Consider the following 23,263-nt stretch of genomic DNA (forward strand, 5'->3'; position numbering starts at 1 on the left):
TGATGGCGATGTGTTTGGCGGGCAGGGGGCTCAACAGGTTCCGTGCACCATCACCCCGCACCCGTTGGACAAGTTGTGCTGGGGTTTAGATCAAATCAGGTTTGAATTGGCGCGACAACGAAAGCGGATCAATATCGGCAACCTGCACAGCAATTTCAAGCGATCAGTCGCGTACAGGTTAACGGATCACATTTTCCGTCTTCCTCGCCTGTGCAGCGTCACGGATGAAGTGTTCCGCCAGATGAATAGCGTCTTGGCTTGACCATCTGAACGACGCAGTTGCGCGGCAGGTTCGATGCGGTTGTGCTTGCGATGGTGGTACCGGTGATGCTGCTCGGGTTCATTGCCCCACAGTGTATCGGGCATTTTGGCACGAGTGAAAGAGCATGGTTCGCTCTGCCTTGAAGTCTTGTTTGAACGGCTTGGCGGTTGACATGTGCCGGTGTCTGCATATCATTCGTATGCAAACAATCGAGAGGCTTGGTCCCTTGCCCTATCACCGCCCGACAGATCTGGCATCCGCGCTTCGACTGGCGGCCCTACCGGACCGAAAAGTGATCGCAGGCGGCACAGATGTTTTTCCGGCAGCGGCGCAGGGACAGCGGTTTGAAACCATGCTTGATGTGACTGCCGTAGCGGAATTTTCGAAAATCGAAATATCGGATAGTGAAATCAGGATAGGGGCGGCCGTTCGATGGATGGACCTGATCAGAGCGGATTTGCCAGCGGCATTTGACGGTTTGAAACAAGCGGCGCGCCAAATTGGAAGTGTGCAGATCCAAAACAGTGCGACGCTTGCTGGAAATTTATGCAACGCTTCGCCCGCGGCGGATGGTGTGCCGCCGTTATTGACTTTGGGTGCCTCCGTGGAAGTGGCCAGTGCAGCAGGTGGGATGCGGCAAATCCGGATTGAGGATTTCATTCAAGGGGTGCGCAAGACCGCGTTGCAACCGGATGAAATCATGACTGCCATTGTGATGCCTGTGCCGCCAGCGGGGGCAGGGGCCAGTTTTGAAAAGCTAGGGAGCCGGAGTTATCTGGTGATCTCGATTGCAATGGTGTCGGCTGTAATCGCAACCGATGCGGCAGGTGTGATAACATATGCGCGGATTGCAGTAGGTGCCTGCTCAGCGGTTGCGCAACGACTGTCGGGGCTAGAACAGGCCTGCATTGGCGAAAAGCCCGGATCGGTGGATGTGACTGCCGATCATCTGGTCGAACTTGCGCCAATTGACGATGTGCGAGGCAGCGCGATCTACCGGCACGAGGCTGTTGCGGAACTGTGCAAACGTGCCATCATCGGAGCGGCGGGATGACCGAAGTAATGCCATCTGAGACAAGGCTGGGTTTCACGCTGAATGGTCAAGAGGTTACCACCACAGCGACAACGGGCGACCGGTTGTCAGAAACCTTGCGCGAGCGTCTGGGTGCGCGGGATGTCAAGATCGGCTGCAACGCAGGCGATTGTGGAGCCTGCACGGTGTTGCTGGACGGCGCTCCAGTTTGTGCTTGTCTGACGCCAGTACATCAGGTTTCAGGGCGCAGTGTTGAAACACTTGCCGGAGTGTACAGCAATGACCCTATCGCACAGGCATTGGCAGAGCGGTTTCAGGATCACGGTGCCGCCCAATGCGGGATCTGTACACCGGGAATGATGGTGTCGGCTGTAGCGCTGCTGCGAAAGGAAACAGCGCCAACAGAGGCTGCCGTCAGGGATGCCCTGGGGGGCGTTCTGTGCCGTTGTACTGGCTATCGCAAGATCATTGATGCCGTGATGGCACGACCTGCGCCGCTGACTGCGGAGGGGGACCATGTGGGAGCAAGGATCCGTCGGGTTGATGGCCTTGATAAGGTATCGGGGGCCGAGGTCTTTAGCGATGATCTTGCCGCCACCGGTATGCTGGAGGTTCTGGTGATCCGCTCCCCCCATCCGCGGGCGGCGTTTCAATTCAGGGATCTCGACAACTGGGCCGCGACAACAGAGGGCGTCGTGGCGGTTTTAACAGCGGCAGATGTGCCGGGGCGCAACGTCTTCGGAGTGATCCCGCAGTTTGTCGATCAACCGGTCTTTGCGGAAAAGGAAACGCGGTTTCGGGGTGAAGCCGTTGCCGCCGTGGTCGCAGAGCCTGCGGTGATCAAGCGACTTGCTCAATCTGATTTCCCTGTTGTCTGGGAGGCTCTGCCAGCTGTGACGGATATTCGCCAGGCACAGGATAGCGGTGCGGCGATCCTGCATGAGGGACGTGCACAAAACGTCATGTGCGGCGGCTTTGTCACCTGCGGCGATGCGCAAGAGGCACTTGCCCGTGCCTATGTCACGGTTGAGGGCCGCTTTAACAGTGGTTTTGTCGAACACGCCTATATCGAACCCGAAGCAGGATATGCCCGAATGGTTGGAGACCGTGTTGAAATCTTTGCGGGCACGCAGGCCCCGATGATGGACCGCGACAGTCTTGAAATCATCCTTGGGCTGGATGGGTCGAAGATACGCATTGTACCGACCGGGATTGGCGGTGGTTTCGGATCAAAGCTTGATCTATCGGTTCAACCCTATCTGGCACTGGCTACGATGAAGACAGGGCAGCCTGTACGGCTGACTTATTCACGGACCGAAAGCATGCAGAGCACGACCAAGCGGCATCCTTCGGACATCCAACTCAGAATCGGGGCAGATGCCGAGGGTAAGATCTGTGGCTTTGATTTCTTTGGCGAATTCGACACGGGGGCCTATGCAAGCTGGGGACCGACCGTCGCCAACCGTGTGCCGGTACATGCCTCGGGGCCTTATCAGATCACTGACTATCGTGCAGAATCCAAAGGCATCCATACCAACAATCCACCCGCCGGCGCCTTTCGCGGATTTGGTGTGCCGCAATCCGCGATTGCGCAGGAAAGCCTGTTTGATAGGCTGGCCGAGAAACTGGGAATGGACCCACTGGAGTTCCGCATCCTGAATGCCCTGGAAAACAATGTGCAGACGGTCTGTGGGCAGGTGTTTGCACAGGGGGTCGGGATCCGCAAATGTCTTGAGAGTCTGCGGCCTGCCTGGGCGCGCGAACGGATGCAGGCAGAGGCTTTTAACAACGCTTGGGACACTCGCAAACGTGGGGTGGGCATCGCGGCTGGCTGGTATGGTTGCGGCAACACCTCATTGCCCAATCCGTCCACCATCAAGGCTGGGTTAAAGAAGGACGGTACCGTGGTATTGCACCAGGGGGCGGCAGACATCGGGCAGGGTGCCAACACTGTGATTGCCCAGATATTTGCCACTGCGCTGGGGGTGCCAACCAAAGGGATTGTCTTGATCGGGCCGGACACAGATGTGACACCTGATGCGGGCAAGACCTCGGCCTCGCGGCAAACCTATGTCTCGGGCGCTGCGGCAAGATTGTCGGGTTTGGCGTTGCGGGCGCAGATCGTACAACGGATGAACGTCGCTGACGATGCCGTCTTACGTCTTGATGGCGGGTCGGTTGTGGCGCGTGATTCAGGCGGTAGGCATCTGCTTGACCTGGCAGCGCTGGAAGCAGGGGAAGACGGGTTTGTTTTCACGGCAGAAGAAACCTATGACCCGCCGACCAAACCACTGGATTCAAATGGTCAGGGCGTGCCATATGCGCAATTCGGTTTTGCGGCGCATCTGGTGGTGGTTGAGGTGGATACCCGATTGGGCACCGTGAAACCGCAAAAATTCGTGGCTGCGCATGACGTTGGCCAGGCGATAAACCCGTTGTTGGTCGAAGGGCAGGTGCAGGGCGGTATTGCTCAGGGTCTGGGAATGGCATTGATGGAAGAATACATTCCCGGTCGGACCGAAAATCTGCATGACTACCTGATCCCGACGATTGGCGATGTGCCCCCGATCGAGACACTTATCATCGAAGAACCGGACGCCCGCGGACCTTATGGAGCGAAAGGGCTGGGAGAACATGTATTGATCCCGACCGCCCCCGCAATCCTGAATGCGATCTATGCAGCAACCGGCGCGCGGATCTGTCAGGTGCCTGCAACACCAGACAAGGTCCGCGCTGCGATCAAGGCGCTTGAGAAATGAAAAAACCGCTGCCCGAAGGAAAAATCCGATGTGATGCCTGCCCGGTCTTGTGCTTCATCGCCGAAGGTCGGTCTGGTGCCTGCGATCGGTATGCCAACGACGCGGGCAGGTTGGTTCGGCTTGACCCGCTGACTATTGTTGATGGGCCAAACCGGACTCTGGTGCCCTTCATGAGCGGGGCAGAGCCGGATGATTGGAACGGTGACATTGTCAAAGGCAACCGCCCCTTTGTTACGGCAATCGGTGCCGGCACCACCTATCCAGACTACAAACCCGCCCCCTTCATCGTCAGTCAGGAAATCGATGGCGTTGATATGGTCACGGTCGTGACCGAGGGCATTTTCAGCTATTGTGGCGTGAAGGTGAAAATCGACACCGATCGTCACATCGGCGATGAACGCGACGTGGTGTACGCACAGGGCGAACCGGTTGGCCATGTGATGACATCCGAATACGGGTCAAAAATGCTGTCACTAGGTGGTGTAGAGCATCTGACGGGGGGTACGAAAAAGGAAGGTCGTGCCACCTGTGCCACGCTTCTGGCGCTCTGTAACCGCGCGGCGGTTGCATTGAAGATCGGCGATGACACAAATGCCTGCGAGGTGATTGTGCAGGCAGGAAAAGCCCCTATCATCAATGGTGAAACCGAACGTCTGATGCGCGTCGGCTGTGGCTCTGCGACAATCGGTATGTTTGCAAAACAATGGCTGGATCATGTGGATGATGTGGTGGTGGTTGACGACCATATCACCGGTGTTCTGTCTGAACACGAAGCAGGTAAGCAACTGTCCCTGGAACCGACGGGGATCAAGATCAAGGGACGCCGTTCCACACCGGGACGCTATTTTCAGGTGGCCCAACCGGGCACAGGATGGGGCGGCACGGATATTGAGGATCCCCTGACCATACTCGGCCCTTTCAACCCTGAATTCGCGCGCGAAGGTTTGCGTTTGTTGATGGTCTCTACCACCGGTGAGCAGTTTGCCTATTACGAGTTGGATGATGCTTTGGTGCCTCAGCCACGCGATCTGCCCGTGGCGCTGCGCAAATCCACTGATCTGATTGCGGAAAACTGCGAACCTTCGGTCTGTTCGGTGTTGTTCATGGGCGGCGCAGGGGGGAGTTTGCGGGCGGGGGTGACGGAAAACCCCGTCCGCCTGACCCGTTCGGTTAAGGAAACACTGACCCATGTCTCTTGTGGCGGTGCGCAAACCTATGTCTGGCCGGGAGGCGGCATCACGGTGATGGTCGATGTGATGGAAATGCCCGAAGGATCGTTTGGCTATGTGCCTACGCCCGCATTGGTTGCGCCCATAGAATTCACCCTGCGGCGCAGCGATTATGCTGCTCTGGGCGGGTATATGGATGCAATTAAAGCGGTTTCGCAAATCGTCGAGCCCGAAACCCGACGGGTAAGCCGTGCACGCAGCGGACATGACCCTGCCTCTGCGATTCATTACCGCTGGTCCAGAGAGAAGGATCTGTGATGCAGCCTGTTGCACGGTTGTTGGGGCAGGGTGACAGGTTGCATTTGCATCATGGTCCGATCGATCTGATTATCGCAGCGGATGGGGATCGTAGGCGCGCCTTTGATGCTGCGCGGGGGCGATTTGAAACGATTTTGTCCGAATTGATGGTCGAGATTGACTTGCTGCGCAGACCTCTCTCAGAAGAAAGAATGCGACCCGAGGGCGAAACGGCGCGGCGGATGATGGATGCGGCCTGGGCCTTTCGCGACGCGGGTTTTGTCACTGCAATGGCCGGTGTTGCCGGTGCCGTCGCAGAAAGCGTGCTTGACGCGATGGTGGCGCATGCGGATTTGCAGCGTGCCTATGTGAACAACGGCGGCGATATTGCGCTGCATCTGACACCTGAGCAGCGGTTTCGAACAGCGATGCTGGGACAGGAGGGACAGTCCTTGGGTGTGATCGAAATTACCTACAACGATTGCGTTCGTGGCATCGCAACCAGTGGGCAGCATGGCCGCAGCTTTAGTTTTGGGATCGCCGACAGCGTTACGGTCTTGGCGTCACATGCCGCCGAGGCCGATGTTGCCGCAACCCTGATCGCCAATGCGGTTGACCTGCCCAATCATTCCGCGATTTCCCGGGCCCCCGCCTGCGAGCTGGATGACATGTCGGATCTTGGTCGTAGACTGGTGGTGACGGGATGCGCGGGTTTGACGGATTTCGAGGTCGCGACTGCCCTTTCAAGGGGGGTGGGGCGCGCCCGAGAGTTTTGCCAGAACGATCACATTCACGGGGCGTGTCTGCATTTTGCAGGGCAGTCCCGCGTCGTTGGACGCATGCCTGTCACATTATCACAAGGAACAATAGAATATGCATAAGGTCATCCTGCGCAAAACCGTGGTCTCGATTGAAGAGATCTTTCACGAAGGCGGGCCAGTGGCGGCAAAGCCCTTGTTGCGCGGCTCAATTCTTGCGGTAATTACAAACCCTTTTGCGGGAAAATATGTCGAGGAAATCGAAGGTTTCATTGATGATCTTAAACCGCTGGGGCTGAGGATGGCAGCGCAGTTGGCGGAAGCAATGGGCGGGCAAGAAGCCATCGAGGGTTATGGCAAAGGTGCCATTGTCGGAGCCGCGGGCGAAATTGAACATGGTGCCTTGTGGCATGCGCCCGGCGGTTATGCGATGCGCGAACTCTTGGGCGACACAAGGGCTATTGTACCGTCAACCAAGAAGGTTGGTGGCGTCGGCACGCGTCTTGACGTGCCTTTGACCCATACCAATGCATCATATGTACGCAGCCATTTTGACGCGATGGAAGTCGGGTGCAATGACGCACCCAAGTCGGATGAGCTCGCCCTTGTTCTGGTCATGAGCACAGGAGCACGCATTCACAACCGTGCGGGCGGTCTTGCCGCATCTGACATTAAAGGAGAGGACGGTTTACGATGAAAGCCAAGATCAGAAAGATTGCTGTCAACATCGAGGAAACCCATATCGAGATCGGCCGCAGTATCGCGCCGCCAACCCGCAAGGCCGTGGCCGTTGCAGTGATCGAAAACCCCTTTGCCGGGGCCTATACCGAAGATTTGACCACGCTAATGGATATCGGAGCGGAATTGGGTGCGCTTCTGGGGCAAAAATGCGTGGATGCTTTGGGGATCACACCAGCCCAGGCGCAAAGCTATGGAAAATCTGCGATGGTCGGGGAAAACGGCGAACTGGAACATGCAGCCGCTATCTTGCATCCCAAGCTGGGGGCGCCGTTGCGCATGGCTGTGGAAAAAGGGGCGGCGCTGGTGGCGTCTTCCAAGAAAATGGGCAGCCCCGGTCAAGTCCTTGACGTACCGCTGGGGCATAAGGATGCAGCTTATGTGCGCAGCCATTTCGACGGGATCGAGGTCCGTTTGAACGACGCACCTCGCGCCAATGAGATCATGGTTGCAGTGGCTGTGACTGATTCCGGTCGCCCGTTGCCACGTGTTGGCGGACTTACCCATGAACAGGCCGTTGGCAAGGACGGTTTGCGGTGAGCGAGGCCACGACCTCTGAGGCGGACTATGTACTTGAAGACCAGATCGGGTTTCTGTTGCGTCTGGCCAGCCAGCGTCATTCGGCGATTTTCCAGCACCATGTATGGGGCAATCTGACACCCACACAGTTTTCTACGATGATGCGAATTTCCGAGCAAGGAGAGGTGTCGCAGAACCATCTGGGCCGGTTGGCGGCAATGGATGTGGCAACGATAAAGGGCGTTGTCGACCGGTTGAAAGCCAAATCCCTGGTACAGACCCGTGCGAATCCGAAGGACAAGCGCCGTATGGCGATCTCATTAACGGATCAGGGACGCGAAATGATTGCTGGTTTGAAAACTTCAGGACACAGGATCAGCCGTGAAACGCTTGCGCCTTTGAATGCGGCAGAGAGCGAGACATTGATCCGGTTGCTTAAGAAAATCTCTTAGGCGACGACTTCGGGCAATCTGTTTGCAGGCGGTGTGTTGCGGCTGCGGGTTGATGTGACCTTTCCGTCAATGATCGTCATGCCGACACCGGGGAGATTTCCCTGGCTGACCGATTCCAGCATCGACTTGCCTGGGCTATGTTGCGCCTGATCCAGGAGTACAAAATCAGCGCATTTGCCAACCTCGATCAGGCCGGTGTCCAGGGCGCGTTGCCGCGCTGTATTACCGGTACCAAAACAAAAGGCCTGTTCAGCCGGCACATTGCCAAATGCAGACAGCATGGCGATCATACGCAGGATACCCAATGGTTGCACACCCGATCCCGCCGGACCATCGGTGCCCAATATCACCTGATCCAGCTTGCCCAGTTCGCGCGCTGCATTCAACGCCAAGACAGCAGAGCGTTCGTTGCCGTTGTGCACGATCTCGAAGGCGGATGTGCAGCTTTCACAAAGGCAAAGGATTTGATCGTCTGGCAGGGCGGAATGACCGCCGTTGATATGGCCGATCACATCGGTTCCTGTCTCCATGACCATATCCGCGTCGATCAAACCCGATCCGGGAATCGACGGACCACCCGTATGAATCGTACTTTGAATCCCGTATTTGCGTGCCCAGGTGACCATTTGCTGTGCGGTCTTGCCGTCCTTGACCGTGCCCAGACCGACTTCGCCAAGCAGTTTCACGCCAGCATCAGCGAGATCTTTGAAATCTTCTTCGACCATGCCATGTTCGATCACGGGAGCACCTGCATGGACCTTGACGCCGGAGGGGCGGAAATTCTCGTACCAACGTTGCGATGCAATTGCCATCGCCTTGAGGCCGACAATGTCTTTGGGACGGCCCGGCATATGGACCTCGCCTGCGGAAATCAGTGTGGTCACTCCTCCATGAAGGGTGCTGTCGATCCAGTGAAGTTGCTGCTGGCGCGGCGTGTAATCGCCTACAACCGGGTGCACATGACTGTCTATCAGTCCGGGGGCGAGGGTGATGCCCTTGGCATCAACGGTGGTGCTTGCCCCTTCGGTGTCGAGATTCTTTTCAATGCCCCAGGCTGTGATCTTACCCCCCTCAGCGACCATGCAATCGCCGTCGAGGATCGGTTCCTCCAACTTCCCTGACAGGATCATGCCGATGTTCTTGATGACCAGTTTCTCACCCATGGCGCAGGTTCCTTTTGATTATGGTTTCAGACCCCCAAATACCGCGTGAGTATTTCAGGGTCTTTTCTGAGATCATCGGCAGTGGCGGTTTTGACCGACGTGCCGTTTTCAATAAATACCACACGATCAGCCACTTGCAGAACGGCATCGACGCGCTGCTCTACCAGAACAATGGCAACGCCTTCGGCCTTCATCTTCAGAATGACATCGCGGATCAACGCGATCATGGAAGGTTGCAGTCCTTCGGTCGGTTCGTCCAGCAGCAACACCTTGGGGCGCAGGCATAATGCACGGGCTGTTGCCAGCATTTGCTGTTCACCCCCCGAAAGCGTACCAGCGGTTTGTTTGAGGCGTTCACGCAGCCGGGGAAACAGTTCAAGCACCCATTCTCTTGTCTCTTTACCCATGCTCCGGGTCATCAGGCCGATTTCGATGTTTTCGCCGACCGTTAGTTCGGGAAACAACCGCCGTCCCTGCGGGATATAGCCGATACCACGCCTGGGAATATCGTGTGGGGGCAGGGTTGCCAGGTTTTCGCCTGCCAGTGTTACGCAACCATCCCCCAGCGGCAAGAGCCCCATGACCGATTTGAGTGTCGTGGTCTTGCCTGCGCCATTCCTGCCAAGAAGACACATGATTTCAGCGGGTTGAACATCAAAGGTTACGCCACGCAACACCCTGACATCGCCGTATGCGGCATGGATCCCTTGCACCTCAAGCATCGGTTTTACCAAGATAGGCGGCTTGAACAGCGGTGTTTGCACTGATGTCTTCCGGTGTGCCGCTGGCCAGTATCCTGCCCTGATCCAGAACCGTGATCCAGTCAGCCGCGCCCATCACTACATTCATGTTATGTTCGATCAGTAGAATGGTGGTTTCACCTGCAAGGGATTTGATGAGGGTGATAAAGGCGCTGATTTCGGCCTCGGCCAGACCTTGGGTCGGTTCATCAAGGATGAACACCCGAGGATCCTGCACCAGTCCCATGGCGATCTCCAACAGGCGTTGATGACCATAGCTCTGGTCTCCGGCAATCTCCTCTGCGCGTTCCAGCAACCCGACTTTGCCAAGGGCGGTGGCGATCCTGGTCTTCAATTGCACCGGGTTGCTCGCAAACCGTCGCCGTGCTGCGATGGCAACGTTTTCCAACACTGTCAAACGCGGAAAGATCGAGGTGATCTGGAAGGTATATGCAATCCCAAGCTGGATACGTTGATGCGCGGGCAGGGCGCTGATGTCGCGCCCGTCAAACACCACTTGACCGTTGGTTGCAGGTATCCGACCACTCAACATTCCGACAAAGGTGGATTTGCCAGCACCATTTGGGCCGATTAAGGCGGTGATCTTGCCTTGTGGCAATGCGAAATCAATATCGGAATTGGCATGCACGCCGCCATAGGTCTTGGTCAAATTATGCGTTTCGAGAATGTTCATGGCAACCATGTAAACACACGTTTGCGCATTTCGCCCATCAACCCTTGAGGCGCGAACATGGTCAGAACGACCAGCACGATACCGGCGATCAGCATATAGGCGGTTGTCAGGGAGCTGGAAAAATCAATGAGATAGAACATGAAGAACACGCCCAGAAGTGGACCGATAGTGGTGCCTGCACCGCCCAATAGAACCCAGAGCAAGGGAAAGATCGAATATTGCACGGTGGCAAAGGTCGCCCCGACATAGCCAAACAACATGGCATAGGCCGCCCCTGCAACGCCCGAAATCAGGCCAGAGAGGATCATCGCCTTGAGTTTATGCGCACCGGTATCATAGCCAAGCATTCGGGCGCGTTCTTCGTTTTCGCGAATGGCAACGAGTGTGCGCCCGAAAGGGGACTGCACAAGCCGGGCCAGGGCGACAAAGCAGAGACCGAAGAGGATCAGCGCCGTTGCATAGCGTGCGCTGTCCGTGGTCAGGTCAATGCCCATCACACTGCGTTTGGCCGTCTGGATCACAAATCCTTCGTCGCCGCGTGTATAAGCACCGAAATAAAGGATCACGAGGTAGGCGGTTTGCGCAAACATCAAAGTGACGATCATAAAGGCCACACCGGTTGTGCGCAGGGCAAGGAAGCCGGTGATGGCGGCAAGGCCTGCCGCGCTCAACATGCCGATCAGAAAGGCGGGGAGCAGGGGAAAACCGCCCAGATTGATTGCCAGGCCGAAACCATACATGCCAGCGGCGAAAAACATGGCATGGCCGAGGCTCAGTAACCCAGTATAGCCAAACAGAATGTTGAACCCCATGGCGTAGATTGCCAGGACCATGATCCGCGCCAGATTTCCCGAATGATAAGGCGGAAGCATGAAAAAGAGTCCGATGAGCGCAACCAGCACAGACAGATGCAACAGGCCCGATTTTCGCGCCACGGTCATGTGACTGCCCTGCCGAACAGGCCTTGGGGTCGCCAGACCAATACCATTGCAACAAGGAATGTCGCGATGATCTTGGCCAGAGTCGGCGAGAAAAAGACCGAAATGATGCCGTCGCTCATACCGATCAGCAAGGCGGCGACAACGGTGCCGGGCAGGCTGCCCAATCCGCCGATGATCACAACGATGAAAGACAGCAGCAGGGGATCGGCACCCATAAGGTAATGCGCCTGTTGGATGGGGACAACCAGCACCGCGCCCAATGCGGCAAGGCCTGCGCCCAGACCGAAAACCACGGAATAGACGCGCCCTACGGGAATGCCGAATGCCAGGGCGGTTTCGCTGTCCTGTTGGGTCGCCCGCATGATCAGCCCCAGTTTTGTACGGGTGATCAGCACCCAGAGCGAAAGCAGCACGACAGCGGCCGCTGCGATGACAAACAATTTGTAACTGGTGATGCTCAATCCCCAGGGCCAGAACATTTCCAGACCGTTTTCGCCCCATTCGAACCAGGGTAATGCAAGACGTTGGTTGAACGGTGGGGCGACAGGACGCGCATCGGGACCAAAGGTCATTAGCGTTGTCTGTTGTATGATGTACAAAAGGCCGATGGTGGCGACAATCGTGCGGTCCGGATCGTATTTCAGATGCTTTAGGATCAAGCGGTCCGCGGCTGCGGCAATCAATCCCACCAGAAGCGGTGCGAGGACCAGCGCCGCAACAAAACCTACCACCGCATTGACGCCTAGAACAGATGAGACATACCAGGCCAATACCGCACCGAGCATATAGAATTCGCCATGTGCCACGTTCACGACCCGCATCACGCCGAATACGATGCTCAGACCCATCGCGGTGAGCACGAGCACCGATGCAATGACCGCCCCTTCAAGGGTGGCGAGCATCAGATGTGGACCGAATTCCAAGAGCTTATGCCAAGTTCAGAAGGATTGCGCCGTATAGTCGACTTCATCCTCGTACATGCCGTCTTCGATGGAGGCGGTGTGCTCAACCTTGAGTGTACCCCCATCTACCTTGGAAATATACTGCTGGCCAAAGACCTGATGAGTCTTGCCGTTGAACAGTTTTGGACCCTGTGGATGATCCATTGAATGTGGCATCTCCGACATGGCTTCTACTGCTTCGATCAGCTTGGCCCGATCATCAGGCCCTTTGTAATCTGCACTTTCCATGCCCGCCTTGATCACATTCAGGGTCTCCCAACAGCCAAACATATGGGCATAGGTTGAAACATCTTTGCTATCAGACAGGGAAGCCCCACGTTCGTCCACGCCAACCGCGGCGCGGTAGGCAGTGTCAAACACCGAATTTTCTGCCTGGGCGTGTCGCGGCATCCCTTCCCAAAAATATGTGCCCTCAAGGAATTCCAATCCCGGACTGGTAATGTCGACAGCTTCGAGGCTGTCGATAAACCCGAAAATCTCGGGGCGGCTAGGGCCAAAGAACTCGCCCAGTTCTTTCACAAAGGTCAGGACTGCAGGGCCAACCATCACATGATAAACCACATCTGTTTCGCGCGGTATGCTGGGAAAGTAGCGGGTAAAGGACGTTTCGCTTGGCGGAATGGCAATTTGCGCGACCACTTGGCCTCCCTGAGCCTCGATCGCTTTGGAAAAGAAATCGCGATGGTCATGTCCAAAGGCAAAATCAGGATAAATCATCGTGACTTTCTTGCCCAGATTTGCCGCCACAAAGGGTGCCATCGACTGCACCTGACTTTTCACATCGGTGATCCCCGGTTGCAGCGTATAGCGGTTGAGCATGCCACTGGCGACATGGTGCCCTTCGGAAACCACGAAATACGGCAGTTTCAACTCACCTGCGCGCGGAGCGGAACCGATAACTACATGGCTGAACAAAGTGCCGAATGCGACGTCGACCTTGTGCTGATTTGCAAATTTCTCCAGCACTTCTGCACCACGTTTCGGGTCAGTGCCGTCATCTTCGATCACGATTTCGACGGGACGGCCATTGATGCCACCATCGTCGTTGATCCGTTTTACCGCGGCTTGCGTGGTGGCGTCGTACCAACGGCCATAGGCCGCGCCGATGCCCGTCGCGTGTTTCTGAAAACCGATCTTGATTGGAGAAGCACTTTGCGCCTGAACAAAACGGGGCAGCGCGGTTGCGGCCAATGTGGTTGCTGCGATACCTTTGAGCGCAGAGCGACGGCTGAAATCGGTCTTTTTGGATGTTCCGTTGGACACAGTAATACTCCCATTTTGTCTTGGCGCTTTTGCTTGGCCATTAAATTTATATTGTTCGCACACAAATGACTTGTCCAGAACTTTATAGAAAACTCACACCCCGCGGGGTGTAGATAACAGCCAAAGCCCGAAAATTGTATAACAAACCATCAAGATACTGAGAAAGAACTGGATCAGGATCAGGTCGCGCCGCGCGGCTGAAAAACGTCCGCTAAGCCAATGGGCCATCGCGATTGAAATGATATGCGAACAAACGACAACACCGACATTGATCAGCAAAATCGGTTTCACCGTTGTTGTAGAGTTTAAGAACCCGGTTGTGACGCGCAGATTTCCCAGGCCGAACAGGTTCCAGCCACGCGCCAATGGATCACCCAGAGTAGATGCAAGATATTGTATTTGCACAAGAAACGAAACAAAGTAATGAGCAAAGTGATAGCCCAAAGCAATCGGAAGGATGGCAATGGCATAGGTGTTGAAGGCCTGAACAAGCGATACGCGCCCCAAAGTGCCAAAGCGCCGCGCAAGGCTGATCCCCGCCCATATACATGCGCCAAAGACAAGAGTGACAGCAATATTTGCAGCGATCAATCCGATGATCGATGGCCAAACCACTGCGGAACGGCCGGGAAACGCCAACGGGTTAATGCCGATTTGACCCAACCACCAAAAGGTTTCGTGCAGCCCGTCAAAACTGCCCGAAACAAGAACCGTCAAACAGATCATTGACTGTGCCGTGGGCAGGGGGGCCTTTGACAGGCTGTTCCATCCCGGTAGACCCAGACGCATTGCTTTGCTGGTCTGGACGGGGCGCAATGACCCGATGAGCGCGAAGAGTACGCTGAAGCATTCGACATTCCGGGTCCAGATCACGGGGCCGAACAAGACCATTCCTGCAAAGGTGAACAGCCAATAGAGCAAGGCAATCGTGGCCAATCTGTCAGGATCGCTGGGTGCGATGTCCGCGAGAAGAAACATCTGAAACACAACAAACAAGCCAAGCGCAGGCCAAGCGCCCAAGCAGTTGGGATACCTCAGCACCGCGGGTCTGTCAGCGAGCAAGACCGCAGCAAGGCCGGACCAGGGATTGAGCCACCGCCACAAGTCGGCGAACAGACCCTGAATCACAAAGAGACCAACCCACCAGCCGGTCCAGATCACCTGGGGCAGCAGGTTGCTTTGTGGGTCGTTGGGGCCATTGATACCCACGATGATCAACAGGAAAAACGCAAAAGTCGCCAGGATTGATGTGATCAGGGGTGCCTTTTGCGCTGCGGGCCAGGTCGCGAAAATATAGCCGCGATAAATGCGCTGAAGACTGTCGTGTGATGTAAAACTGATCAAGAATATAGATGCGACGACGGCTATCGTTCCGCCCAAGGTGTAGAGTTCGGTCGGCAGCAGCAAAATCAAGGCCTGTTCGGCCGGATGTGCCGATGCAAGCGACGGTGCCAGCACAGTAAAGGTTAAAGCCAGCCAAGATAAACACTTTAATTCGCACCGCATTTCGTTAGCCTACAGATGATTGTTCAAAGGGAAAACACTTGATGAAACGGCTGGTGGCCATTTGTTTGGCCGGTGTTATTGCTACTGTGATTTACGGGTTTTTTACGCGATCGACATCAGAAATATCGCTGCTCGGAGGGCTGGCATTTGCCGCCTCGGAAATGCCGTCAATGTTTATGGTCGGTCTGACCATCAAGAATGGCGGTGCGGCAGATGTTCTATTGGGCGTGACATCACCAAAGGCCCAGATGGTCACATTGGTCAATCCAAAACACTCTGACGCAAAGATGATCGTTCCGGGAAATAGCACGGGCATTCTGGCGATGGATGGTGCGCATGTTATGTTACGGGCAAGCGAGCTGAAAGAAGGTGGGTTTATCCCGCTGACATTGACATTTGAAACCGCTGGTCAGGTTTCAACCCGTGTCATGCATGCTGGCTTGGCACAGATGTCACATAAGGTGTCGGACGGTATTCTGATCTCACCGCTGCCTCAGGTCGACATTAGCCTGTCAGGGCAGCCAGGACCGGAAGGAACAACGCTGCGGCTTGCCGTGGAGAATTTCACATTCTATCGCGGCGCTGAGGATGCGCGCCATGTGTCAGGTCAGGGTCATGCACATCTGTATCTGAACGGTTTGAAACTTGGGCGGCTTTATGCGCCGGATTTCCAAATCGGCGGGCTACCACCGGGCCATTATGTTCTCGAGGTGGTTTTGAACGCCAATGACCACAGAGCATATCTTGATGAAAACGGGAGACCGGTGGCGGCGCAAATGATGCTTGAAGTTACCGGGTAGGTCGAAAAGCGTGGATCAGCCATAAAATATTGATTTCATATTTTACATAATGATGATTACAAGTATTTTGTGTGCTGGAAATATTGCCCCCCTTATTGCCTTGGAACCAATGCCGAATTTGCCATGCTGGACAGATAGAGCGACACAGCATTAACTATTAACAAACAATTGTGAGCACCCCATGACCTCTATCTTGATTCTCAATGGCCCAAACCTGAACCTGCTTGGCACGCGCCAACCGGAGGTTTACGGGGCCGCGACCCTCGAAGATGTTGAAAGAATGTGCCACGACGCTGCGAAAACTCTTGGCATGACTGTAGAATGTGCGCAAAGCAATCATGAAGGAATACTTATAGATCAGATACATGCGGCGAAGAGTTCACATGCTGGTATTGTGTTGAACGCCGGTGCCTATACGCATACGTCAATTGCCTTGATGGATGCGATTGCTTCTGTGGAATTGCCGATGATCGAGGTCCATCTAAGCAATATCCATCGCCGCGAAACCTTCCGGCATAAGTCCTTTCTTGCTCAGGTTGCTCTCGGACAGATCTGTGGCTTTGGCGCATTTGGTTATGTCCTGGCGTTACAGGCACTTGCAAAACACCTGACAACATCATGAGTTTAAGGGATTATCTTCATTGTATCGCCCGCTGCCCCACGATCGAAGAATTGTGGGATGCCCATACTGAGAAGATGAACAGCTATGGTTTTGATCGTCTGATTTATGGTTTTACCCGTTATCGCACTTCCAAATCGCTGGGTGATCCCGAAGATTTCGTAATACTGACAAACCATAGCCGCGACTTTACCGACGAATTTCTCGGCCAGGGGTTATATACACATTCGCCCATGGTGCATTGGGCCCTGGCCAACGATGGTGCCTGTAGTTGGACGGTGCTGCATGACATGGTCCGTGAAAAGGTGATCACCGCTTCAGAGCAACGTGTGCTTGATTTTAACCGGCGAATGAATGTGTTTGCTGGATATACCGTCAGTTTCAAATCAATTTCTGCCCGGTCCAAGGGTGCCATTGCACTGACTGCACGGGCGGAAATGAGCCAGGCTGAAATAGACAATGTTTGGGCGGAACATGGCAATGATATCAAGTTAATGAACGATATTGCTCACCTAAAAATCCTGACCCTGCCCTATACGGCCCCGAACCGGACTTTGACCAACCGCCAGCGCGAAGCTTTGGAATGGGTTGGTGATGGCAAGACCACGCAGGACATCGCGGTATTGATGGGTCTCACACCTGCCACGGTAGAAAAACACCTGCGTCTTGCCCGCGAAGCGCTTGCGGTTGAGACAACAGCCCAAGCTGTGCTCAAGGCGGCGTTTGCAAACCAGATGTTTGTGATGGATGTCTGAGCCCCTTCAATTCTGCTGCTTCTCTGTCTTTTTTCCCCTTGTTTTGTGCAGAAGGTAAGGAATCCCCTACTCGCATTTTTTGGTGAGTTGACCTAGGGTGAGCGAGTTGCCGGAAAATGGGTTGCCCATGGGAACAACGGCTCATAACTCCTTGTGATTGCAAGGCTCTTATGGGCACCGGACTCAGCGGAGCTTATTCTTCAGCTCTGCTGGCCGGACCTTTTTGCCCGCATCACCATATTCAAGCCACCGACGGGTGTCAGCGCTTAGACAAGACTCCATGATTTGATCATAGCTGTCCATCTGCGCCGTATTTAGCTGGCCGTGCCATTTGCCGCTGCTGCCACTTTGGAAAAATGCGCTGTCCGACTCCATAAAGCCCGTACCGCCCCCCGGAGCATATCGCGCAGCATTGGATTTCATATGCTCAAATCTTGCGGATTGCATCAGATCGGCCATTAGGTCAGCCGGATAAGTTACTCCCAACAACTCTGCCACTCGCGTAAATGTTCCTGTCAAATTGCGGCTCATATCTGCATAGTGAAACAGGGAGACATTGGGCTGGTCCGCCAGTGCAAGGGCTGCCTGATAATGCTGGATGATATGTGCCAGCGGCATCGCGTCCATGTCAAACCCTTCGGCCGCACCATCCAGAAAACGCTTGAAGGTCCTGTCATCATCGCCTTCCGGGTAGAACATGTCATACAGGTTCAAGGGAATATTGCGAATATGGTTACGAAATGAAAAATGCGCATCCAGCGGGTGACGAAAAACACAGATGTACTGGGCATGTTGATCTAGCGGCAAACCATCCAAGGGAGTATGGCTTTTTAGGCAGCGCCGATGCTGCATGCCTTCGATCCGCGCCGCGACGTCTTCGATTTCACGCATTCGGATGTCAACCCAGGGCATCTTTATCGACACATCGGTTTCGACATCTGGGTCGCCAGACATCAGCAGCGCGATGATCGTTTGCATCCATGTGGTGCCGCTCTTTGGTGGTGTGACGACAATGACATCATCAGGTCTGATCCGTACCATATCCCATCGTCGACTGTCGGTGAGCCCGCCAATATATCGTTTTGGGTGTGCCATGTGATGCTGCCCCTACTCATTGTCGCAAAAAGGTATAGCCTTCAATCATGCAACAAAAAAGGGGCGCAGCAGATGCGCGCCCCTTTTCAAAACCTTGAGATCGATTTGGCTTAGGCCTGACCGACTTTGGCAACTTCAGCTGCGAAGTCTTCTTTGACAACCTCGATGCCTTCGCCCACTTCAAGACGCACGAAACCTGTGATGGTTGCACCTGCTTCGGATGCTGCGGCCGCCACGGTTACGTCTGGGTTGATCACAAACTGTTGGTTTAGCAATGTCACTTCTGACATGTACTTTTTCATGCGGCCGACAATCATCTTTTCGATCACGGCTTCCGGCTTGCCGGATTCCCGTGCAATGTCCATCTGGACCTGCTTTTCCTTCTCGACCACGGCCGCGTCCAGATCATCTTCGGACAGGGAGGCTGGGTTGGTTGCGGCGATGTGCATGGCAACCTGTTTGCCAAATGCTTCATCGCCACCAGTCATCGCGACCAGAACACCGATGTTGCCCATGCCGGGTGCTGCAGCGTTGTGCACGTAGGAAACCACAATGTCACCGTCGATGGCAGACATACGGCGGACGGACATGTTTTCGCCGATCACTGCAACAGCATCTGTTACAGTCTGTTCAACAGATTTTCCGTTCATGTCAGCGGCTTTCAGCCCGTCGATGTCGGAAGCACCCAATGCAACCTTGGCAATACGCGCAACCATTTTCTGGAAATCTGCGTTCTTGCTGACAAAGTCGGTTTCAGAGTTCACTTCGACTGCAACACCATGGCTGCCCTCAACCTGTACCGCAACCAGACCTTCGGCTGCGGTGCGGCCGGATTTCTTCGCGGCCTTGGCCAGACCCTTGGTGCGCAGCCAATCAACCGCCGCTTCCATATCGCCGTCATTTTCGGTCAACGCCTTTTTGGCGTCCATCATGCCTGCGCCGGTGCTGTCGCGCAGCTCTTTGACCATAGATGCAGTAATCGCCATCTCTTGGTTCTCCTATTTATCAGATCGGTGGAGGCAGGTTCGCCCTGCCCCCGTTATTCGTCTTCGACGCGCTTTAGCTATCAGCTTTGGCGACGGTCTCTTTTGTGGACTCGATGTCGAGCACGCCTTCTTTGGCAATCGCATCGTTTGACACGGTTTCCTCTGAGGCATTGCCAACTTCCGTGCCGGAAGAAAGCGCTTCTTCGGCAGGTGCTTCTTCCATCGCACCCAGATCAACGCCTGCTGCACCCAATTGAGCAGACATGCCGTCAAGTGCTGCACGTGCTGCCAGATCACAGTACAGGCTGATGGCACGCGCCGCGTCATCATTGCCCGGAATCAGATAGTCGATGCCATCAGGAGAGCAGTTGGTGTCAACCACAGCCACAACCGGAATGCCCAGTTTGTTGGCTTCGGCAATTGCCAGCGCTTCTTTTTTCACGTCGATCACGAAGATCAGGTCGGGACGGCCGCCCATTTCACGGATGCCGCCCAAAGACGCCTGAAGCTTGCCCTGGTCACGTTCCATGCCCAGACGCTCTTTTTTGGTCAGGCCTTCAAAGCCGCGCTCGGATTGTTCGTCGATGCTTTTCAAGCGCTGGATCGACTTGGATACGGTCTGCCAGTTGGTCAGCGTGCCGCCCAGCCAGCGGTGGTTCATGTAGTATTGTGCACATTTCTCGGCAGCTTCCGCGATCGGCGTGGCGGCCTGACGCTTGGTGCCGACGAACAGGATGCTGCCGCCTTTTGCAACGGTGTCACGGATCAGTTTCAATGCTTCGTCCAGCATTGGAACAGTCTGTGTCAGGTCCATGATGTGAATGCCGTTACGTGCGCCGTAGATGTATGGACCCATGCGAGGGTTCCAGCGCTGCGTCTGGTGGCCAAAGTGTACGCCTGCTTCAAGCAGCTGACGCATGGAGAACTCAGGAAGAGCCATGTCGTTATACCTTTCCGGTTTAGCCTCATCGGGGGTATGACAGAAAATTCTGCCAACCGGCGGACCTTGACGGGATTTCTCCCCGTAATGGCCCAACCCCGACTGCGGGTTTAAGTGAGCGCCTTCTAGGCCAGGCAGGCGACAGGTGCAAGGCTGAATTACCCTGAATGGCTCATTGCCTTGAGAGGTTGTTCAAAATCCATGGACAGCCTTGTAAACCTCGCCCAAACTGCAGGAAAATCTGATCTTGGGAGTATTGAAAATGATCAACCGTGCTGCATTGCTTTTCTGTTTTGCGCTTGCGACACCCGGCTTTGCCCAAAGCGTGACATTGACACTGGCCGATCCACAGCCCGACGACGGCGATCTGACGCCTGGATTGGCCGTATCATATGGCTTTGGCGGCGATATGCGGTCACTGGAGGATGCGGAGTCTGTGCTGCGCCGCGCCAAAGCCGGCCCTGCCCTGCGTGGATTATCCTATGACGACAATGAAGAGGGCGATAACACGCTGACTTCTACCGAGCCCACAAAGGTGGCCGCCGCGATCAGCGGCTTTATCCAGTTTGAAAAGGCCGGCACTTTCAAGGTCGAGTTTGTCAGCAATGACGGCATCCTAGCCAGCATTGGTGGTCAGCAGGTTGCGCTTTATGATGGTGTCCACGGCTGCGAACCGGCGGGCATTCAGGAAATCGTCGTGCCAGAGGCCGGATGGTATGCGCTTGAAGCGACCTATTTCCAGCGCAAAGGCACTGCCTGTCTGTTGATGGATTGGGATGTCGGTGGCCGAATGGGGCCGGTCCCCGATACGGCTTTTGCCCATACCAATTAGGTTAGCGATGCAAGATGTCCCTTGCGCACGTCGGCTTCACAGGCCAGCGCAAGAGCTTTGCGGTTGGGGTAATCGGCGACGCGCAGTGGCGGATGATAGATGACATCAACCCAGCCTTGGCGGGCTGGGGCCAGTGTAGCCAACAGATGTGCCCCGAACGAGGTATCCCCCCACCAACCATAAAACCGCCGGTCCAGCCCCTCCGGGGCATGGTAGATAACACTTACTGGCTGAATCGCCATTTGATTCTTAATGTTTTGCGCAAAGAATGATTGAAATAACGTTGTTTTAAAAGGCAAAACCTGCAATCCATCTGTGCTGGTGCCTTCGGGAAAAAACAACAATTTGTGCCCGGCCAGCAACCTGTTTTGAAACACTTCGGTTTGTTCGCGTGCGCGGCTTGGTGCGCGCACGATAAAAACTGTACCCGTAGCGCGTGCAAGCCAGCCGATGCCGGGCCAGCTTGCTACTTCTGATTTCGAAACAAAATAGATCCGTTTGCTGGCGTTCAGAACAAAAATATCTAACCAGGAGGTGTGGTTGGCAACGATCGCGCCCTGCCCCCGCATCGGCGTTCCCTGCACATGCAACCGCAATCCTAACAGGCGCAACGCATTGCGGCATACAAATTGCGTTAAATAGGGTGTCACAGGACGCCTCACACCGCAGAATGGTCGTTCGACCAGCCGGACCAGAAGTTTGATCAGCAAGCCACCGAAGACCAAGACAAACAAAGCAGAGATGCGCAGGAAAATGCGCAGCCATCCGGCGATTGAAACCGGCGGGTGAACAGGCGCTATGTCACTGTCCCATCTCTGTGTCATGTTGGTATGCCTTTGGAGGGCGCGGCCTGCCCATAGATCCGCGCCTGTCGTTGGGACAATCTATGCGTGTCCATGACCAGGAAGACGTCGGTAGTGTTAAAGGCATGATCGATGAACGCTCCGTTACCAACATGGCCGCCCAGGCGCAGGTAGGCTTTGATGAGGCTGGGAATTTGCAGCATAGCTGCCTTTCTGTCTAGATCAGCTTTGTCAACCAAGTCCATGTTTTGAAATGGTTTTCCTTTGGACCGGACGCATAGTTCCGGTGGTGCGAGGTGTCGGTGATGCAGCAATGACAAGGGCGCTGCCAGCCTATCAACATCCGTACCGGGAAAACTGGCTACGCCAAACATCAGATCAATTCTTCGTTCAGCGACATATTGCGCCAGTGCGGACCATAGATGATGCATCGCTGTGCCGCCGCGATAGGCCGGATGCAGACAGGACCGTCCGAGTTCGAGACATCGGCGGTCCAACTTCAGCAGCGGGTCAAGATCGAATTCGGATGCGGAGTAAAAGCGACCCGCACGGGCGGCCTGTTCCATTCCCATCAACCGATACACACCAACCACTGTGCCATTCTGACGGTCGCTCAACAGCAAATGATCGCAAAAAGCATCCAGGTCATCCTGTTCAAGTTCTGCAGAATGATCGACCGAAGGTCCAGTTCCGCCCAGTTCCTTGATAAAGACTTGATAGCGCAACCGTTGCGCTGCCCGCATGTCATCAGGCGTTTCGGCCAATCTGACATCAAATTCTGAGTGATCTTTCTGAATCATGAGGCGGTTAAGTTCCTATGGCTGGGAGGGTGAAGCAGGGCTGATCCAGCAGTGGTGGATCAAGCAACACAGATATACATTCCTGGGTTGAGTCGGCTTGAGATTCTCTCGTTAATTATGCATATCTCGGTTGCAACAGCCGCCCCCGCGGTACCATTAACGATTTGGCAACCAAGTTCAGCCATCAAAAACAGGCAACAAACCTACGCGAAAGCTGTCGATGACAATTTTACCTTCGTCGCGAAAATTCACAGTGACTTTTCCTGAAACATTACTCTGGACCTGGCCGACACCCCACTCCGGTAAATCCGGGTGTCGTACCAACATGCCGGGTGTGAAAATCGCGTTAAGATCATCCATCTGTCGTCCTTTCTACT

24 protein-coding genes are annotated in these 23,263 nt (G+C 55.0%); 11 read left to right on the forward strand and 13 right to left on the reverse strand.

All coding sequences use genetic code 11. From position 1 onward, the window contains the following. The first annotated feature begins 488 nt into the window (after positions 1-488). The 7 genes from OS190_RS09085 to OS190_RS09115 are packed head-to-tail and all read left to right on the forward strand — an operon-like array spanning position 489 to position 7,987. Entirely contained in the window at positions 489-1,316 is an 828-nt protein-coding gene (locus tag OS190_RS09085) for an FAD binding domain-containing protein (protein WP_267158376.1), read from the forward strand. Continuing rightward, a complete protein-coding gene (locus tag OS190_RS09090; RefSeq protein WP_267158377.1) occupies positions 1,313-4,054 on the forward strand; it encodes a molybdopterin-dependent oxidoreductase in 2,742 nt (913 codons plus the stop codon). The genes OS190_RS09085 and OS190_RS09090 overlap by 4 nt, the downstream gene beginning before the upstream one ends. After that, positions 4,051-5,541, forward strand: a complete 1,491-nt coding sequence (locus OS190_RS09095) for a 6-hydroxynicotinate reductase (RefSeq protein ID WP_267158378.1) — start codon at positions 4,051-4,053, stop codon at positions 5,539-5,541. Before OS190_RS09090 ends, OS190_RS09095 begins: the two co-directional genes overlap by 4 nt. Further along, on the forward strand, positions 5,541-6,401 hold the full coding sequence (locus OS190_RS09100; protein ID WP_267158379.1) for a UPF0280 family protein: 861 nt from the start codon (positions 5,541-5,543) through the stop codon (positions 6,399-6,401). Before OS190_RS09095 ends, OS190_RS09100 begins: the two co-directional genes overlap by 1 nt. Further along, positions 6,394-6,975, forward strand: coding sequence for an amino acid synthesis family protein (locus OS190_RS09105; RefSeq protein WP_267158380.1), 582 nt, complete (start codon positions 6,394-6,396; stop codon positions 6,973-6,975). Before OS190_RS09100 ends, OS190_RS09105 begins: the two co-directional genes overlap by 8 nt. Then, on the forward strand, positions 6,972-7,556 hold the full coding sequence (locus OS190_RS09110) for an amino acid synthesis family protein (RefSeq protein ID WP_267158381.1): 585 nt from the start codon (positions 6,972-6,974) through the stop codon (positions 7,554-7,556). The genes OS190_RS09105 and OS190_RS09110 overlap by 4 nt, the downstream gene beginning before the upstream one ends. Next, on the forward strand, positions 7,553-7,987 hold the full coding sequence (locus OS190_RS09115; protein ID WP_267158382.1) for a MarR family winged helix-turn-helix transcriptional regulator: 435 nt from the start codon (positions 7,553-7,555) through the stop codon (positions 7,985-7,987). The genes OS190_RS09110 and OS190_RS09115 overlap by 4 nt, the downstream gene beginning before the upstream one ends. Here OS190_RS09115 and OS190_RS09120 read toward each other — a convergent pair. The 7 genes from OS190_RS09120 to OS190_RS09150 form a co-directional block, all read right to left on the reverse strand. Beyond that, positions 7,984-9,150: an amidohydrolase family protein gene (locus OS190_RS09120; RefSeq protein ID WP_267158383.1), complete on the reverse strand. Its 1,167-nt coding sequence runs from the start codon at positions 9,148-9,150 to the stop codon at positions 7,984-7,986. The two genes, OS190_RS09115 and OS190_RS09120, sit on opposite strands and share 4 nt — an antisense overlap. A gap of 26 nt (positions 9,151-9,176) precedes the next feature. Then, positions 9,177-9,872 carry an ABC transporter ATP-binding protein gene (locus OS190_RS09125; protein WP_267158384.1) on the reverse strand — a complete coding sequence of 232 codons (696 nt, stop codon included), beginning with the start codon at positions 9,870-9,872 and terminating at the stop codon, positions 9,177-9,179. Next, positions 9,865-10,584 carry an ABC transporter ATP-binding protein gene (locus OS190_RS09130; RefSeq protein WP_267158385.1) on the reverse strand — a complete coding sequence of 240 codons (720 nt, stop codon included), beginning with the start codon at positions 10,582-10,584 and terminating at the stop codon, positions 9,865-9,867. The genes OS190_RS09125 and OS190_RS09130 overlap by 8 nt, the downstream gene beginning before the upstream one ends. Further along, positions 10,581-11,525 (reverse strand): branched-chain amino acid ABC transporter permease, encoded by a 945-nt coding sequence (locus OS190_RS09135; RefSeq protein ID WP_267158386.1) that lies wholly within the window; start codon positions 11,523-11,525, stop codon positions 10,581-10,583. The genes OS190_RS09130 and OS190_RS09135 overlap by 4 nt, the downstream gene beginning before the upstream one ends. Further along, positions 11,522-12,448 carry a branched-chain amino acid ABC transporter permease gene (locus OS190_RS09140; protein ID WP_267158387.1) on the reverse strand — a complete coding sequence of 309 codons (927 nt, stop codon included), beginning with the start codon at positions 12,446-12,448 and terminating at the stop codon, positions 11,522-11,524. The genes OS190_RS09135 and OS190_RS09140 overlap by 4 nt, the downstream gene beginning before the upstream one ends. A gap of 15 nt (positions 12,449-12,463) precedes the next feature. After that, positions 12,464-13,750 (reverse strand): ABC transporter substrate-binding protein, encoded by a 1,287-nt coding sequence (locus OS190_RS09145; RefSeq protein ID WP_267158388.1) that lies wholly within the window; start codon positions 13,748-13,750, stop codon positions 12,464-12,466. 93 nt (positions 13,751-13,843) lie between these two features. Next, positions 13,844-15,256, reverse strand: coding sequence for a hypothetical protein (locus OS190_RS09150; protein WP_267158389.1), 1,413 nt, complete (start codon positions 15,254-15,256; stop codon positions 13,844-13,846). A 41-nt stretch (positions 15,257-15,297) separates the two neighbouring features. Between OS190_RS09150 and OS190_RS09155 the strand changes: the two genes are divergently transcribed. The 3 genes from OS190_RS09155 to OS190_RS09165 all read left to right on the forward strand — a co-directional run bounded on the left by OS190_RS09155 (position 15,298) and on the right by OS190_RS09165 (position 17,430). Beyond that, positions 15,298-16,056 carry a copper chaperone PCu(A)C domain-containing protein gene (locus OS190_RS09155; protein ID WP_267158390.1) on the forward strand — a complete coding sequence of 253 codons (759 nt, stop codon included), beginning with the start codon at positions 15,298-15,300 and terminating at the stop codon, positions 16,054-16,056. 181 nt (positions 16,057-16,237) lie between these two features. Then, positions 16,238-16,678: a type II 3-dehydroquinate dehydratase gene (gene aroQ / locus OS190_RS09160; RefSeq protein ID WP_267158391.1), complete on the forward strand. Its 441-nt coding sequence runs from the start codon at positions 16,238-16,240 to the stop codon at positions 16,676-16,678. Then, positions 16,675-17,430, forward strand: coding sequence for a LuxR family transcriptional regulator (locus tag OS190_RS09165; protein WP_267158392.1), 756 nt, complete (start codon positions 16,675-16,677; stop codon positions 17,428-17,430). The genes aroQ and OS190_RS09165 overlap by 4 nt, the downstream gene beginning before the upstream one ends. A 183-nt stretch (positions 17,431-17,613) precedes the next feature. Here the strand turns inward: OS190_RS09165 and OS190_RS09170 are convergent, their stop codons facing one another. The 3 genes from OS190_RS09170 to rpsB all read right to left on the reverse strand — a co-directional run bounded on the left by OS190_RS09170 (position 17,614) and on the right by rpsB (position 20,451). Then, a complete protein-coding gene (locus OS190_RS09170) occupies positions 17,614-18,525 on the reverse strand; it encodes a sulfotransferase domain-containing protein (RefSeq protein ID WP_267158393.1) in 912 nt (303 codons plus the stop codon). A gap of 110 nt (positions 18,526-18,635) precedes the next feature. Continuing rightward, positions 18,636-19,511 carry a translation elongation factor Ts gene (tsf, locus tag OS190_RS09175; RefSeq protein ID WP_267158394.1) on the reverse strand — a complete coding sequence of 292 codons (876 nt, stop codon included), beginning with the start codon at positions 19,509-19,511 and terminating at the stop codon, positions 18,636-18,638. 73 nt (positions 19,512-19,584) lie between these two features. Next, complete coding sequence (gene rpsB, locus OS190_RS09180) at positions 19,585-20,451, reverse strand: 30S ribosomal protein S2 (protein ID WP_267158395.1); 867 nt, start codon at positions 20,449-20,451, stop codon at positions 19,585-19,587. Positions 20,452-20,713: 262 nt separating this feature from the next. Between rpsB and OS190_RS09185 the strand changes: the two genes are divergently transcribed. Further along, a complete protein-coding gene (locus OS190_RS09185) occupies positions 20,714-21,283 on the forward strand; it encodes a hypothetical protein (RefSeq protein ID WP_267158396.1) in 570 nt (189 codons plus the stop codon). Here the strand turns inward: OS190_RS09185 and olsA are convergent. The 3 genes from olsA to OS190_RS09200 form a co-directional block, all read right to left on the reverse strand. Next, a complete protein-coding gene (gene olsA / locus OS190_RS09190) occupies positions 21,280-22,107 on the reverse strand; it encodes a lyso-ornithine lipid O-acyltransferase (RefSeq protein ID WP_267158397.1) in 828 nt (275 codons plus the stop codon). The two genes, OS190_RS09185 and olsA, sit on opposite strands and share 4 nt — an antisense overlap. Then, positions 22,104-22,886, reverse strand: coding sequence for an L-ornithine N(alpha)-acyltransferase (gene olsB / locus OS190_RS09195; protein ID WP_267158398.1), 783 nt, complete (start codon positions 22,884-22,886; stop codon positions 22,104-22,106). Before olsB ends, olsA begins: the two co-directional genes overlap by 4 nt. Positions 22,887-23,063: 177 nt before the next feature. After that, the gene (locus OS190_RS09200; protein ID WP_267158399.1) at positions 23,064-23,246 is read right to left on the reverse strand and encodes a DUF3553 domain-containing protein; all 183 of its coding nucleotides are present in this window, start codon (positions 23,244-23,246) and stop codon (positions 23,064-23,066) included. Positions 23,247-23,263: the final 17 nt, after the last annotated feature.

The sequence above is a fragment of the Sulfitobacter sp. F26204 genome, from assembly GCF_026410305.1.
Classification (GTDB): Bacteria; Pseudomonadota; Alphaproteobacteria; order Rhodobacterales; family Rhodobacteraceae; genus Sulfitobacter.